Below are 13287 nucleotides of genomic sequence, written 5' to 3'. Positions count from 1 at the left end.
CGACGAGGATGCAGCGATGAACACGCTGGACGCTCTCGACGCCCAGTCGCAGCGCACCGACCTCCCCGACTTCCGGGCCGGCGACACCCTCAAGGTGCACGCCCGCGTCGTCGAGGGAAACCGTTCCCGCGTCCAGGTCTTCCAGGGCGTTGTGATCGCCCGCCAGGGGGCCGGCCTCCGGGAGACCTTCAAGGTCCGGAAGATCAGCTTCGGCGTCGGCGTCGAGCGGACCTACCCGCTCAACAGCCCGGCGATCGACAAGATCGAGGTCGTGTCCCGCGGTGACGTGCGGCGCGCCAAGCTCTACTACCTCCGCGAGCTCCGTGGCAAGAAGGCCAAGATCAAGGAGCTTCGGGAGAAGCAGACCGTCTGATTCTCATCGATACGGCTCTTGGCGCATTACGCTTGCGCCTGTGCCGGATGGGATCTGTGTGAACCCTTCCAGCGCTACCGCCCGTATTACGGGCGGTAGCGCTGTATTCAGAGGGTTCAGTGCTGTATCCGGGGCGGTTCGGCCGGTCGTCGGCGGCGGGAGATGCGAAGCGTGGAACCGATGCAGGGCTATCGGCCGTCCGAGCGGCGGCGGCGCTCGATGCTGCGGCGCAAGGAGATGCCCCTCTGGCAGGAACTGCCGCTGCTGCTCGTGGTGGCGTTCTGCCTGGCCGTGCTGATCCGCACGTTCCTGGTGCAGGCGTTCTACATCCCCAGCGGCTCGATGGAGAAGACGCTGCTGGTCAAGGACCGCGTCCTGGTCAACAAGGTGGTCTACGACCTGCGTGACCCGGTCCGCGGCGAGATCGTGGTCTTCCGCGGCACCGACAACTGGGCGCCCGAGGTGACCGAGCCGGTCAGCAACAGCTTCGCCGCCAAGCTCGGCCGCACGGTCGGGGACCTCGTCGGGGTCAGCCGCCCGGGTGAACGCGACTTCATCAAACGGGTGATCGGCCTGCCGGGTGACAAGGTCGCCTGCTGCGACGACAAGGGCCGGATCACGGTCAACGGGATCGGTATCGACGAGGCGTACATCGCCGACGGCTACAACTCCGATCTCAACCAGCCGCCCAACCCGACGCAGTGCACCAGCCGGCGGTTCGCCGAGATCACCATCCCCGAGGGTGAGATGTTCGTCATGGGCGACCATCGCGCGGTCTCCCAGGACGCCCGCTGCCAGGGCCCGGTCCCGATCAAGAACATCATCGGCCGGGCATTCGTCATCGTCTGGCCGAGCAGCCGGTTCACCAGCCTCTCCGTTCCCGACGTCTGGAAGACGTACGCCGCCGACCATCCCACGGCCGCGGCCGAGGGCCGGCTCCCGGTGCGCCGGGACAACCCGGCGACGGACGCCTTGGTTCTGCCGTTTCTGTTATCTGCGGGGGTATCCGCGCGTTCCGGACTGCTGTTCGCGACGCGGCGTCGTAGGCTCCGTTCGTGATTGACGAGCAGACCGCTAAGCGCAAGGGATCCTTCTGGCGCGAGCTTCCCATTCTGCTGGGGGTGGCGATCCTCGTCGCCGTTCTCGTGCGCGCCTTCGTCCTGCAGACTTTCTACATCCCGTCCCCGTCGATGGAGCACACGCTCAACGTGCTCGACCGGGTGCTCGTCAACAAGCTCGTCTACGACTTCCGCGACCCCCGCCGGGGCGAGATCATCGTCTTCAAGGCGCCCGAGATCTGGCAGTCCGGCGCCGAGGGCGAGGACTTCATCAAGCGGATCATCGGTACGCCCGGCGACCACGTGATGTGCTGCGACGACCAGGAGCGCCTGGTCATCAACGGGCACTCGCTCGACGAGCCGTACATCTACCGTGACGCCGACGGCAACCAGGACCCGGCCGCCGACCGCAAGTTCGACATCGTCGTGCCCAAGGACCGCCTCTGGGTGATGGGCGACCACCGCTCGGCCTCCGGCGACTCCCTCGAGCACTACGAGGAGAGCAACGGCGACATCCAGGAGGCTACGGTCCCCGAGGACTCGGTGGTCGGGCGAGCCTTCACGGTGTTCTGGCCGGTCAACCGGGCGAAGTGGCTCTCCGTGCCGGACAGCTACGACGACATCCCGGATTCGTCGGCGGCAAAGTAACACCCGCTCGATAGATCCACCACGCGCGCAATAGGCTTGTCCGGTGACCGTGACAGACCGCCGCGCCGCTCGCGTGCTGTTGATCGACGGGGCCGGCCGCACCCTGCTGCTGCATGGCGGCGATCCGGCCCGTCCCGGTCAGCGGTGGTGGTTCACTCCCGGCGGCGGTCTCGACGAGGGCGAGACGCTGTCCGAGGGGGCCGCGCGCGAGCTCTTCGAGGAGACGGGCCTGCGGGTCGACCCGGCCGAGCTGGGCTCGCCGGTGTGGCACGAGGTGACCGAGTTCAGCTACCGCGAGCGGGAGTACCGCCAGGAGCAGGATTTCTTCATGCTTCGCGTCGACGAGTGGCGGGTCGACATGGCCGGCATGGACGACGACGAGCAGCAGACCATCACCGAGCACCGGTGGTGGTCGGCCGCCGAGATCGAGGCCAGCGGCGAGCAGATCTTCCCGCGCGATCTGGCCTCGCTGCTCTCCTCGTGCCTGGCGGGTGAGCGCTGATGCTGGCTCCTCCGCGCACCGTGGTCCGCCGTGAGGGCGGGCTCTACGCCCTCGAGCGCGCGCTGCAGCGCCGTGGCTTCGCCAACGTGGCCGGCGCCGACGAGGCGGGTCGTGGGGCCTGTGCGGGCCCGCTGGTGGCCGCCGCGGCGATCCTGCCCGAGGGCAGGCGCGGCGAGGTCCCCGGGCTCGCCGACTCCAAGCTGCTGACGCCGGCCGCCCGCGAACGTGTCTACGCCGAGGTCGTCGACCGGGCGCTGGCCTGGTCCGTGATGATCATCCCGGCCACCGAGGTCGACGCACGCGGCCTGCACGTGTGCAATCTCGCGGCGATGCGACGCGCGCTCGCGTCGTTGTCGACCCCACCCGAGTACGTGTTGACCGACGGTTTCCCGGTCGACGGGCTGGGCGTGCCCGGCCTCGCCGTGTGGAAGGGCGACCGGGTGGCGGCGTGCGTGGCGGCGGCGTCGGTGCTGGCCAAGGTCACCCGAGACCGGATCATGGTGGAGCTGGACGACCAGTTCCCGAGCTACGGCTTCGCGGTGCACAAGGGATACATCACCGACGAGCACAGCGCGGCCCTCACCCAGCATGGTCCGTGTGCCGAGCACCGCTTCTCGTACGTGAATGTTGCGGCGGCCTCCGGCCGGGGTAACAGGCCGCCGCGGGCGCGGCGGCCGGCGGTCGTCTCGGTTTTCGAAGAGCCCGCGACGCTGTTCGACGCATCTGCGGCCGAGCCGCCGGTGCTTCCCGGCGCTGGTGAGGGTACCGTCGGCGTGGCGTCGGGCGACCAGCCTCAGCCGTCGCCGTCGGTGGGGGAAGATGAGGCCATGGAGGGCGAGAAGCGATGAGCGCAGAGGATCTCGAGAAGTACGAGACCGAGATGGAGCTGCAGCTCTACCGGGAGTACCGCGACATCGTCCGCCAGTTCTCCTACGTGGTGGAGACGGAGCGCCGGTTCTACCTGGCCAACCAGGTCGACCTGCACGTGCGCAACTCCGACGGCGAGGTGTATTTCGAGGTCGAGATGCACGACGCCTGGGTGTGGGACATGTATCGGCCCGCTCGGTTTGTCAAAAATGTCCGCGTGATGACCTTCAAGGACGTCAACGTGGAGGAGCTGGAGAAGCCCGACATCTCCCTGCCGGACGACGCCGGCTTCGGCAGCTGACCCGGGTTATCCACAGAACGCGGTTATCCACAGGGCCGTTCGCGGGCGGGGTCGCTTTGCGGGAGGGTGGCTCCCATGTCAGCCCTCCTCATCCTGGTCGTTGCGGTCCTGTCAGCCGTTCCGGCGCCTGTCGTCGCGTCGCATCCGGTCCGCGCGGCGCCTCTCGTCGCGCGATTCGGCTGGCCGGTGTCGTCGCCTCGGGTGGTGCGTCGCTTCGACCCGCCGCCACGGCCGTGGCTGGCCGGTCACCGCGGGGTTGATCTGGCGGCTGGGCCGGGCGCTTCGGTGGTTGTCGCGGGGGCGGGCGTCGTGGTGTTCGTCGGTGAGGTCGCGGGGCGTGGGGTTGTCAGCGTCGCTCATTCGGGCGGTCTGCGGACGACCTACGAGCCGGTGACCGCGACCGTGGCGGTGGGTGACCAGCTCGCCCTGGGGGAGCCGCTCGGCCTGCTGGTCGCCGGGCATCCGGGCTGTCCCGCGCCGGCCTGCCTGCATTGGGGTCTGCGCCGGGACGACGTCTATCTGGACCCGCTGGCCCTCCTCGGGCTCGGGTGGGTCCGCCTGCTGCCGCTCGGCGGGGCGTCGCTCAGCGGGCCGTTGTGATGCCGGCCAGCAATGGGGGGAGGCGTTCGGCGAGGCGGTCGTATTCGTCCGGGCGGTTGTAGACCTGGGCGCTGAGGCGGAGCAGGCCGCGGCCGCCCCAGGCGTTCACGGCGGTCTCCGTGGCCAGCTTGTCGGAGATCAGCAGGCGCAGGGCGATCGCCTCCGGGGCGGTCGTGGCCAGGCCGGCCGGCAGCGGGACCACGCGCATCGCGACCTCGGGCGTGGCCGGCTGCGGCAGGTCGGTGGGCGCCAGGCCGAGCGACGCGCCCACCACCCGCTGGCCGTAGGCGACCAGCGCCGCGTTGTGCGCCCGCACCGCCTCCCAGCCGAGCGTGCGCAGCGTGAACAGGCCGGCCGGGGCCGCCAGCCAGGGGGTGTAGTCGATCGTGCCCTGGTACTCGACCGAGAGCGGGAAGCCCTCCTCCTGCTCCCAGGAGACCACCAGGGGCTCGATGCGCCGGCGCCACTGCGGCGCGACCGCGAGCAGGGCCGTGCCGCGCGGGGCGAACGCCCACTTGTGCAGGTTGCCCACCCAGAAGTCGGCCCCGATCGCGGACACGTCGACCGGGAACATGCCGGGGACGTGCGCGGCGTCCACGAGCACCGGGATCTCGTGCTCCCGCGCGGCCGCCGCGATCTCCCGTACGGGAAAAGTCGCCGACGTTGAGGAAGCGATCTGATCGATGATCAACAACTTGGTTCGGCCCGGCCGCAAGGCCGCGCGAACCCGCGAGATCACCTCGGCGTCGGAGGCCGCCAGCGGCAGCGCGACGGTCCGCGCGGTCGCGCCCGAGCGGCGGCACTGACGGCGCGTGGCCATCGCGACCGAGCCGTAGCCATGATCGGTGAGCAGCACCTCGTCAGCCGACCCCAGCCGCAACGTCTGTAGCACCAGCGAGACGGCTGTCGTCGTGTTTGGCACCAGCGCGCTGCCGTCCGGATCGGCGCCCAGGAACGACGCGATGTGCCGTCGGGTGTGGATCACCCGGTCGAGCATGCCCTGGGTGTAGAACTTGTGCGGATTCGCCTCGATCTCGTCGCGCAGGCGCTGTTGAGCCCGCTGCACCCCGATCGGGACCGCGCCGAAGGACCCGTGGTTGAGATAGGACACGGCCGGGTCCAGCGAGAACAGGAGGCGGGCACCCGGCAGGGGTGCGGGCGGGTCTCCGGCGCTCACGCCTCGATCGTACGGGGTCACGCGCGGGGGTGGGCCTGTTTGAACGCCGCCCGGAGCCGCTCGGTCGAAACGTGGGTGTAGATCTGCGTGCTCGACAGCGACGCGTGACCCAGCAGATCCTGTACGGCGCGCAGGTCGGCGCCCCCGTCGAGCAGGTGGGTGGCGGCCGAGTGGCGCAGGTCGTGCGGGCTGGTGTGCGGCAGCCCCGCGGCCCGGGCGGCGGCGTCGACGATCCGCCGCACGACCGTCTGTTGAAGGCGGCCGCCCTTCACGCCGAGGAAGAGCGCATCGCCGCTGTCCCCGGTGGCCACCGCGGGGCGCCCGTGGCGCAGCCAGTCGTCGAGCGCGTGCTGGGCGGGCAGGCCATAGGGGACCGCGCGTTCCTTGGCGCCCTTGCCGAAGACCCGGACCAGGCGGCGGCTCTCGTCGAGGTCGGCGCGGTCGAGGCCGCAGAGCTCGCTGACCCGGATGCCGGTGGCGTAGAGCAGCTCGAGGACGGCCCGGTCGCGGAGTCCTACCTGGTTTTCGACGGGCGCGGCCTGGTTTTCGACCAGGGCGGCGGCCTGGTCGGCTCGCAGGACGGTGGGGAGGTCGCGGTGGGCCTTCGGGCTGGCCAGCTGTGCTCCGGGATCGTTCGGGGCGATTCCGGCGCGATGCGCCCAGGCGGTGAAGTTCCGGGCCGCGGCCGCGCGGCGTGCTTGCGACGTACGGGCGGCGCCGTCCCGCATCCGGGCGGCGAGCCACGCGCGGAGCACGGCGATGTCGAGATCGCCGGGGGCCGCGCAGCCGGTCTGGGCGGCGTGGTGCAGCAGGGAGACGATGTCGCCGACGTACGCCCGTACGGTGTGCTCGGATCTGTTGTCGACCCGCGCGAGGTGCCGGCCGAAGTCGTCCACCGCCTGGCGCATGGCGACCGGCAGCTCCTCGTGCATCTGGCGCGTATCCATCGCGTTGACCGTCATCGCTCCGAGGGCTTTCGTCAAGCGTCCACGCTCTAGACTGCGGCTCACCATGGGACGTATTCGCGGATTGTTCGGGCTGGCTCTGGCGGGGTTGGCACTGGCCGCCTGCTCCGGCAGCCCTTCGGGTTCAGGCTCCACCGGGGGCGCCGGCACGCCTTCGGCCCGTGCCGGCTTCGGCGGTCCGCCGCCGCCTGCCGTGGACATCTCGGACGTCGGCGAGGAGATCTTCCAGGCGCCGTCCAACAACATCTTCTGCTCGCTGACCGCCTCCGCCGTCCGCTGCGACATCGTCCGCAAGACGTGGGCGCCGCCGTCCAAGCCCGCCGACTGCGAGCTGGACTGGGGGAACGGCATGTACATCGAAGCGGGCAAGGCCGGGATCACGTGCACCGGCGACACCCTGATCGGCTCGGCGAAACAGACCCTGGATTACGGCAAGGGCCTGCGGTCGGGCACTGTGGTGTGCGAGAGCGTGAGCACGGGCCTGACCTGCCGGGACGAGAAGACGAAGCGTGGCTTCACGCTGGCGGTGGCCCGCTACAGCATCTTCTGACGCCGCCGTTCCCTGCTACGGGCGGGTGAGCTGCACCCGGTCGGCCGGGTGGACCGTCTCGGTGCCGTCCGCGGCCGTCACGACCAGGACGGGCACGCCCTCGCCCAGGCGATACTTCCGACGCTCGGCGTCGGTGGGCATGCGGGCGCCGGCGCGCTCGCCGCGGGCCAGCGGCACGAGCTCGGTCGGCTCGGGCACTCGGACGAATGTCCCTCGTGGCCGGTCGACGGTGACCAGCCCCTCGGTGCGCAGCTGGCCGATGGCCTGGCGCACGGTGGTGCGGCTGATGCCAAACTCCTGCGCGAGGCGCAGCTCGCTGGGCAGTGGCTCGCCGGGACCCAGCTCCCCCGACTCGATCTGGTTGCGGAGCAGGTCAGCCAATTGGCGGAACACCGCGCGGTCCGCGGAAGGATCGATCATGCCAGTAACTTTACGTGGCCACGATGCTCCATCATATTGTACGTATGACTCCATGTAGATATGATACAGCCGCCGCACTGAGAAGGCCGAGACTTGATCGGGCGGCAGGGCGGGCGGCGGTTGTCGATCGCTCGTAGGGTCGCGAAAGCGCCTGGTGCGCGGTCCGGCCGTCGCCCGTTCCACCGCAGTCGGGAGACCTGCGGTGACCACCTTGGGTGCGCCCTCATCGGGTCGCGCCACGAGAGTTGGAGCCACCTACTCAACGTGTCGAAGGACCATGCGCCGTAACTCGCTGCTCATGGTCCTGCCACTTTGGACTTCAGTCGTCGGCGTGGGCCCAGGAGAGGAAGCGCTCGTAGAAATTGGTGCCCTGATCGGGCTCGGGACCCAGGTCGCCCATGGCGTCGTACATCTTGGTGGACAGGTAGAGGGCCAGGACCGAAGGAAAGCCGCGGAACTCGGCCAGCAGCATGGTTCGTGCGCTCGGGCACGGCCACGGCTGGTGGCAGATCCGGCAGACCCAGGCAGGCCGGTCGTGCAGGTGTTCGGTCCGGGAGGTCGACGCGCTCATCGGCGACTCAGGTTGATCTGGTGAGAGGCCATGCCGGGGCGGCCGCCGAAGTCCGGAGGGCGACCGCGCCGACCCCCGTCCGAGCCTGTGCGCGACCCCGGTGCACTGGCTCGGCCGGCGCGCTCACCGGCTTCGGTGTTGACGGCGCTTGTGGGGGCGGCCCCGGCTCGGGAACCGGGGCACGGGCTCGTGCCGGGGCCGCCCTTGGCGCCGGAACCGCTGGGATGGGCAGCGGGGGCGCCGGGGAGTGGTGGTCGAGGGGTGGGAATGAGCCGATCTCGTGGCAGCGGGGGCGGGTGATGCGGGGACGGGATCGGGCGCAGGGCGGTGAAGCCGCCGGGGATGGGGAACGGGACGGTGGCGAGGTAGTCGACCAGCGCCGGCGGGATCGGTCGTCTGTCCTCTCCGGAGGTGGGGGACAGCAGTGTCGTGGCAGTGCGAGGTGGGAAAGGCCGGCGTTCGGCGGGGACGGCCCGATCGACGCAAGGGCAGGTCAGGCCGCAGGAGCAGCGCCGCCAGAGGGCCCGCCAATCGCGCCTGTGCGTGGGGGTCACGGGGACCGGCCGGGTTGTCTGGCGACGCCTAGTCATGGGAGCAGTATAGGTGTCATGAGACTACCTGTCTCCTATCAAGTTGCTGATTGACTAATAGTCCCGCGCCTACGGTCGATCACGTGGCAGTGAAACCGATCCGGCTCATGGGCGCGCACGAGATCCGAATCCGATTGGGTGGGGTCAGTCGGCAGCGGGCGTACCAGATCACCAGTCGGGCCGACTTCCCCAAGCCGGTCGCCGATCTGGCGCAGGGCAAGGTGTGGCTCGCCGACGACGTCGAGGGGTGGATGAAGGTCCACCGGCACAACCTCGACGACTCCGAGGACTGAACGACGGCGGCGCCCGTGAGCCGTGGGGGCTCACGGCGCCGCCCCCGACCCCCGGGACAGGGCTGTCTCGCCGTCCCGGCGCACCACCAGACCGGCCAGTTCCAGCAGGGACAGCCGGCGTAGCACCGTGCGCACAGTCAGGCCGGCCCGCGACGCCAGCTCCTCGGTCGTGATCGTGCCGCGCGCCGGCACCGCCTCGAGCACCAGGACGGACTCCTCGTCGAGCGAGTCGCGCCGATGCTCGGGGCCACGCTCCAGCGGGTTGAGGTATTCGCCGATCCGGCCGACCGCCTCCAGCACGTGCGCCACGTTCGTGACCAGCGTCGCGTCGGGGTGCCCGCGGAGCAGCTCGTGGCAGCCCACCGACATGGCCGAGGTGACCGGGCCGGGCACCACCATGGCGGCCCGTCCGAGCGCCAGCACCCGGCTCATCGTCTGGGCGGCCCCGCTGCGGGCGGCCGCCTCGACCACGACCGTGCCGGCCGTCGCGGCGGCGATCACCCGGTTGCGGACCAGGAACCGGTGCCGCAGCGGCTCCGCGCCGGGCGGCCACTCGCTGATCAGCAGGCCGACATCGGCGATCTGCTCCAGCAGGGCGGTGTTGCCGGCCGGATAGGGCCGGTCGACCCCGCAGGCCAGCACCGCGACGGTCCGCCCGCCGGCGGTGAGCGTGGCCCGGTGGGCGGCGGCGTCGATGCCGAACGCGCCGCCGGAGACCACCGTCCAGCCGTGCTCGGCCAGCCCCTGGGCCAGATCGGAGGTCACGTGGATGCCGTACCCGGTCGCCGCCCTTGCGCCCACCACCGCGACCGACCGGTCGAGCGTCTCGCCCAGCGGCAGGCCGCCGCGGGTCCAGATGCACAGCGGCGGCCGCACGTCGTGGTTGACCCGGCCGGGCACGCCCAGCTCGAGGAGCGCGAGCGACTCGACCCGGGCCGGCCACTCGTCGTCGCTGGGCACGACGATCCGCGCGCCCAGCCGTTCCGCGCGGTGCATCGTCGTCTCGGCGAACCGCCGCGGATCGAGCCCGTCCCGCCTGGCCATGACGGAGGTACGGAGCCTTGCGTCCGCGCAGTCGCCGCGCAGCAGCCGTTCGAGCGTCGCGGGCGCGCCGTAGGACTGCACCATCGCCCAGACCGTCCGATGGCCAGGCTCGGCGAGCCCGGTGAGCGCCACCCGAGCAGCCCGGTCCTCGTCGGTGCCCACGGCGCTATCCGGCGTACTCATGGGTCTCCCCCATCCGGAGCTGGATCGCCTCGCCGATCTGCGCCTGCCCGGGCTGTGTCTGCCCGTCCAGATCGGCGATGGTCCACGCCAGCACGAGTATGCGAGACTTGCGTATGTGGAAGCAGCGATCTCGTACGCACGGGCCAGCGTGGACCGCACCGGACAGGAACTCTCGGTCGAGCGGCAGCGCAGCGACCAGCGCAAACTCGTACGCCACCGCGGTGTCCGCCTGGCGCACGAGATCACCGACAACGACGTGAGCGCCAACGGCCGCCGCCGGCGGCCCGGGTTCGAACGGATGCTCGAGCTGGTACGCGAGGGCAAGGCCGACGTCATCGTGGCCACCGACATGAGCCGGCTCACCCGCGGAAAGTCCTCCGACGAGGCGCGGCTGCTCGAACTCGGCCTGGAGACCAACCTGAAGTTGTGGTTCGTCCGTGCCCCCGACCTCGACCTGTCCACCGCCGCTGGCCGGCTCACCGCGTCGATCCTCATCGCGGCCGCGCGCCACGAGATCGAGCAGAAGTCCGAGCGCCAGCGACGTGCCGCCGAGCAGGCCGCCGAGCAAGGACGCCGGATCGGCGGGCGGCGGCCGTTCGGCTACGACGCCGACGGGACGACGGAGAACAAGACCGAGGCGGACGCGATCCGGTGGGCGTACAACGAGCTGCTGGCCGGCGCCGGTCTGGGCGCGCTGGCCCGGGAGTGGAACCGGCGCGGCCTGCTCACCCCGCAGCACGGGTACGCGCACGGGTGTGGCGGCTCCTGCGGGCCAAAAGTGCGCCCGCGGTCATGCCCGCAGCGCAAGGCCGACCGGCCGTCCCTGTGGACCGCTCAGACCATCCGGCCGGTGCTGATGAACCCGCGCTACGCCGGCCTGCGATCGCACGTCACCGATGCCGTCCGCAGGGCCCACCCGGACCCGCGCACGGCCCGCATCGCGGGCATCGTCGGACGGGCACAGTGGCCATCGCTCGTCAGCGAGGCCACCTGGCGGGCTGCCGTGACGAAGCTGACCGACCCGGGCCGGACCAAGCCTCCGCGCTCGGGGACCGCTGTGCTAACCGGCGAGGCCCTGTGCGGGGCACGCGCAGGCGCGGATAGGCAGGTATGCAACGCGACGGTGCACGGCGGCGCCGCGCCGGCCAGCCGCGGCAAGCCGGGATATCGCACCTATCGGTGCACAGCCTCCCTCGGCCACCTCGGCCGGGCCGCCGAACCGGTGGAGTGGTTCGTCAGCGAGGTTGTCGTCGAGCGCCTGTCGCGTCCCGACGCAGCAAGCCTGCTCCTCGCGCCGAACCGCCCGGACGCCGCGGAGACCGACCGGAAGCTCGTTTCGCTGCGGGGCGCCCGCCGCAACGTGCTCTCCCTCGTCCGCGACGGCACGTTCTCGGCGGCGGAGGCGCGCAGCGAGACTGCGGCGCTGGACGTCCAGATCGCGCAGCTGGAAGCCGACCTCGCAGACTCAGCCCGGGTCGACCTGCTCGGTCCGCTCGTCCGGGCTGCCGAGGGACAGCCGGAAGACCAGCGGGCGGCCAAGGTGCGGGGCGTGTGGCATGGCATGAGCGTCGACCGCCGGCGCACGGTGATCAGCCTGCTGATGACGGTGCGGCTGCTTCCGCCTGGCCGCGGCGTCCGGCTCGGGCAGACCGTCGAGACGTGGACCCGCAATGCGGAGAAGCTCGCCGCGTCCATCGAGATCGACTGGCACAGCTGAACAAGGCAGGCCATTCGAACGCGTGTTCTATGGTGTCGCGTTACGCCGCGGCGGGACGCGACACGTCGCGTGGTGCTTGAGGTAACACGTCGCTCGCCGCGGTTCACATGATCGAGCAAGTAGCGGTAGCGGTGCGCGGCAACCTCGAAACCCGTCCAGGGCGGTTTCCCGCGAAATTGGCCGCGACCCGGCGCTTTGCCGCTACCGCGCTACTTTCCCTGCCCAAGGGTTGTTTTCCGCCGCTACTTTGTCGCTACCCCGGTAGCGCCTGATTCGGACATAGCGGAATACGTGCAGGTCAGCGAAAGTAGCGACAACGCTACTTCTGTAGCGCCCTGACACCTGCAGCGACCCGCGGCCGGGGCTACGTAAGTTGAGCGTCCAGGCGCTCCCGCGCCTCGGCGACGATGACCTCGCGGTCCCTGCCGGTCGTCTTGACCAGCTGGTCGACGAGGACGTTCAGCAAGACCAGCGTGCCGCCGGCCAGGTTGCTGATGTCGACGATCGCCTCGTCCGTCTCGTCGTCGAATTGTGCTGTGCAGCAGCCGGTCTGATTGAGCTGGCTCACTGCGCGGTTGACGATCACGGCTTCATCATCGTCGGGCCAGACGCTCACTCCGTCGAGGAGCACGTGGGCAGCGAGTCGGCCCGGTTCGGTGTTGGTCATCGGGACAACCTGCCACACCAACTCGACCGAGCTCGCGGGGACACAGCAACTCCCCGCAAAGTAGTTGCGGAACGCGCGGCACCGCCCCTGCAGCAGGGGGCTCCAGAGCCAGTTTCGCCGGTTGGCCGTGATCTTGCGTAACCCGTTACCGGGGGACGCCTACCAGCGCGATCGTGGTTACGCCGGCCGGAACGCCGGCGTTGCGGCTGCGCGGTAGCCGTAACCGGTTTGGTCGGCATGCCGAAGCGGTGACTCCGGTCGTAATCAGACCTGGCGCCGGCGGCGGGCCGACACCAACGCGATCTTCTGCATGTGCGCCGTCTGCAGCAGACTCGCGCGGCGCATCCGCTCGGCCGGGTCGGTGACGTCGGCAGGGATTTGGTCGAGGTACCGCTTCATGCGGCCCGCCGCAGCGCGCTCCTTGCGGTGCGCTTCCTGCTCCGGTGTTCGGGTGGCGGCGGATACCAGGCCACCGATGCGGCCGATCTTCTGGTGATGGGTTGCGGTCACGCAGGTCCAACGATCGGCGGTCGCGGTAGCGGTGCGCGCCACCCTCTAGCGCCGTCCAAGGGGACGCAGAGGGGTGTCCGAGTGACCCGCTGCGACCCGCGACCACGCATCATTTCCACAGGTCACCCACGTAGCAGCCCTGGTCGCGGCCTGGTCGCGGCTCCGCGACCAACCGCAGTGCCGCGACCACCTCCGCGACCAGCCCACGACCGGGCCAGGTACCACAGAGGCCCCGCACGGGCAGGGTGCGG

At 70.6% G+C, this 13287-nt stretch carries 18 protein-coding genes; 10 read left to right on the top strand and 8 right to left on the bottom strand.

The features are described 5' to 3' along the window. Positions 1-16: 16 nt before the first annotated feature. From rplS to ACQPZX_RS42835, 7 genes are all read left to right on the top strand, one after another. Positions 17-373 (top strand): 50S ribosomal protein L19, encoded by a 357-nt coding sequence (gene rplS / locus ACQPZX_RS42865; RefSeq protein WP_433369116.1) that lies wholly within the window; start codon positions 17-19, stop codon positions 371-373. Positions 374-535: 162 nt separating this feature from the next. Further along, a complete protein-coding gene (gene lepB, locus ACQPZX_RS42860) occupies positions 536-1432 on the top strand; it encodes a signal peptidase I (RefSeq protein ID WP_433369114.1) in 897 nt (298 codons plus the stop codon). Then, positions 1429-2079: a signal peptidase I gene (lepB, locus tag ACQPZX_RS42855; protein WP_433369111.1), complete on the top strand. Its 651-nt coding sequence runs from the start codon at positions 1429-1431 to the stop codon at positions 2077-2079. The genes lepB (ACQPZX_RS42860) and lepB (ACQPZX_RS42855) overlap by 4 nt, the downstream gene beginning before the upstream one ends. Before the next feature lie 43 nt (positions 2080-2122). Continuing rightward, a complete protein-coding gene (locus ACQPZX_RS42850; protein ID WP_433369108.1) occupies positions 2123-2581 on the top strand; it encodes an NUDIX hydrolase in 459 nt (152 codons plus the stop codon). Further along, complete coding sequence (locus ACQPZX_RS42845; RefSeq protein WP_433369105.1) at positions 2581-3429, top strand: ribonuclease HII; 849 nt, start codon at positions 2581-2583, stop codon at positions 3427-3429. The genes ACQPZX_RS42850 and ACQPZX_RS42845 overlap by 1 nt, the downstream gene beginning before the upstream one ends. Continuing rightward, positions 3426-3749 (top strand): DUF2469 domain-containing protein, encoded by a 324-nt coding sequence (locus ACQPZX_RS42840; protein ID WP_020517955.1) that lies wholly within the window; start codon positions 3426-3428, stop codon positions 3747-3749. The genes ACQPZX_RS42845 and ACQPZX_RS42840 overlap by 4 nt, the downstream gene beginning before the upstream one ends. A gap of 75 nt (positions 3750-3824) precedes the next feature. Further along, positions 3825-4349 carry a peptidoglycan DD-metalloendopeptidase family protein gene (locus ACQPZX_RS42835; RefSeq protein ID WP_433369102.1) on the top strand — a complete coding sequence of 175 codons (525 nt, stop codon included), beginning with the start codon at positions 3825-3827 and terminating at the stop codon, positions 4347-4349. On the opposite strand, the gene ACQPZX_RS42830 is transcribed toward ACQPZX_RS42835, so the two are convergent. Continuing rightward, a complete protein-coding gene (locus tag ACQPZX_RS42830; RefSeq protein ID WP_433369099.1) occupies positions 4333-5526 on the bottom strand; it encodes an aminotransferase class V-fold PLP-dependent enzyme in 1194 nt (397 codons plus the stop codon). The genes ACQPZX_RS42835 and ACQPZX_RS42830 overlap by 17 nt on opposite strands. A 17-nt stretch (positions 5527-5543) precedes the next feature. Beyond that, on the bottom strand, positions 5544-6488 hold the full coding sequence (locus ACQPZX_RS42825) for a tyrosine recombinase XerC (RefSeq protein ID WP_433385797.1): 945 nt from the start codon (positions 6486-6488) through the stop codon (positions 5544-5546). Positions 6489-6537: 49 nt separating this feature from the next. Between ACQPZX_RS42825 and ACQPZX_RS42820 the strand changes: the two genes are divergently transcribed. Continuing rightward, positions 6538-7041 carry a DUF6636 domain-containing protein gene (locus tag ACQPZX_RS42820; RefSeq protein ID WP_433369097.1) on the top strand — a complete coding sequence of 168 codons (504 nt, stop codon included), beginning with the start codon at positions 6538-6540 and terminating at the stop codon, positions 7039-7041. Positions 7042-7056: 15 nt separating this feature from the next. On the opposite strand, the gene ACQPZX_RS42815 is transcribed toward ACQPZX_RS42820, so the two are convergent. Then, on the bottom strand, positions 7057-7461 hold the full coding sequence (locus tag ACQPZX_RS42815) for a winged helix-turn-helix domain-containing protein (protein WP_433369094.1): 405 nt from the start codon (positions 7459-7461) through the stop codon (positions 7057-7059). 319 nt (positions 7462-7780) lie between these two features. Further along, complete coding sequence (locus tag ACQPZX_RS42810; RefSeq protein ID WP_433369091.1) at positions 7781-8032, bottom strand: hypothetical protein; 252 nt, start codon at positions 8030-8032, stop codon at positions 7781-7783. Between the two features lie 697 nt (positions 8033-8729). Between ACQPZX_RS42810 and ACQPZX_RS42805 the strand changes: the two genes are divergently transcribed. Then, on the top strand, positions 8730-8915 hold the full coding sequence (locus tag ACQPZX_RS42805) for a DNA-binding protein (protein WP_433385794.1): 186 nt from the start codon (positions 8730-8732) through the stop codon (positions 8913-8915). Between the two features lie 30 nt (positions 8916-8945). Here ACQPZX_RS42805 and dprA read toward each other — a convergent pair whose 3' ends face one another. Together dprA and ACQPZX_RS42795 are read right to left on the bottom strand one after the other, a co-directional pair. Beyond that, on the bottom strand, positions 8946-10142 hold the full coding sequence (gene dprA, locus ACQPZX_RS42800; RefSeq protein ID WP_433369088.1) for a DNA-processing protein DprA: 1197 nt from the start codon (positions 10140-10142) through the stop codon (positions 8946-8948). Beyond that, positions 10126-10236, bottom strand: coding sequence for a hypothetical protein (locus tag ACQPZX_RS42795; protein WP_433369085.1), 111 nt, complete (start codon positions 10234-10236; stop codon positions 10126-10128). Before ACQPZX_RS42795 ends, dprA begins: the two co-directional genes overlap by 17 nt. A gap of 21 nt (positions 10237-10257) precedes the next feature. Between ACQPZX_RS42795 and ACQPZX_RS42790 the strand changes: the two genes are divergently transcribed. Then, on the top strand, positions 10258-11859 hold the full coding sequence (locus ACQPZX_RS42790) for a recombinase family protein (protein WP_433369083.1): 1602 nt from the start codon (positions 10258-10260) through the stop codon (positions 11857-11859). A 364-nt stretch (positions 11860-12223) separates the two neighbouring features. Here the strand turns inward: ACQPZX_RS42790 and ACQPZX_RS42785 are convergent, their stop codons facing one another. Then, complete coding sequence (locus ACQPZX_RS42785; protein ID WP_433369080.1) at positions 12224-12526, bottom strand: hypothetical protein; 303 nt, start codon at positions 12524-12526, stop codon at positions 12224-12226. Positions 12527-12790: 264 nt separating this feature from the next. After that, a complete protein-coding gene (locus ACQPZX_RS42780) occupies positions 12791-13036 on the bottom strand; it encodes a hypothetical protein (protein WP_433369077.1) in 246 nt (81 codons plus the stop codon). Between the last annotated feature and the right edge of the window lie 251 nt (positions 13037-13287).

The sequence above is a fragment of the Actinoplanes sp. CA-142083 genome (genome assembly GCF_050942195.1).
Lineage (GTDB): Bacteria > Actinomycetota > Actinomycetes > Mycobacteriales > Micromonosporaceae > Actinoplanes.
The sequence above is the reverse complement of the archived record's forward strand: the minus strand, read 5'-3'. Positions and strand labels throughout refer to the sequence as shown.

Excerpts from the sequence above, each read along its gene's own strand:
- ACQPZX_RS42810 (WP_433369091.1), bottom strand. The coding sequence starts at position 8,032 with ATGAGCGCGTCGACCTCCCGGACCGAACACCTGCACGACCGGCCTGCC.
- ACQPZX_RS42840 (WP_020517955.1), top strand. The coding sequence starts at position 3,426 with ATGAGCGCAGAGGATCTCGAGAAGTACGAGACCGAGATGGAGCTGCAG.
- rplS (WP_433369116.1), top strand. The coding sequence starts at position 17 with ATGAACACGCTGGACGCTCTCGACGCCCAGTCGCAGCGCACCGACCTC.
- ACQPZX_RS42845 (WP_433369105.1), top strand. The coding sequence starts at position 2,581 with ATGCTGGCTCCTCCGCGCACCGTGGTCCGCCGTGAGGGCGGGCTCTAC.
- ACQPZX_RS42825 (WP_433385797.1), bottom strand. The coding sequence starts at position 6,488 with ATGACGGTCAACGCGATGGATACGCGCCAGATGCACGAGGAGCTGCCG.
- dprA (WP_433369088.1), bottom strand. The coding sequence starts at position 10,142 with ATGAGTACGCCGGATAGCGCCGTGGGCACCGACGAGGACCGGGCTGCT.
- ACQPZX_RS42805 (WP_433385794.1), top strand. The coding sequence starts at position 8,730 with ATGGGCGCGCACGAGATCCGAATCCGATTGGGTGGGGTCAGTCGGCAG.
- ACQPZX_RS42785 (WP_433369080.1), bottom strand. The coding sequence starts at position 12,526 with ATGACCAACACCGAACCGGGCCGACTCGCTGCCCACGTGCTCCTCGAC.
- lepB (WP_433369114.1), top strand. The coding sequence starts at position 536 with ATGCGAAGCGTGGAACCGATGCAGGGCTATCGGCCGTCCGAGCGGCGG.
- ACQPZX_RS42820 (WP_433369097.1), top strand. The coding sequence starts at position 6,538 with ATGGGACGTATTCGCGGATTGTTCGGGCTGGCTCTGGCGGGGTTGGCA.
- ACQPZX_RS42815 (WP_433369094.1), bottom strand. The coding sequence starts at position 7,461 with ATGATCGATCCTTCCGCGGACCGCGCGGTGTTCCGCCAATTGGCTGAC.
- ACQPZX_RS42835 (WP_433369102.1), top strand. The coding sequence starts at position 3,825 with ATGTCAGCCCTCCTCATCCTGGTCGTTGCGGTCCTGTCAGCCGTTCCG.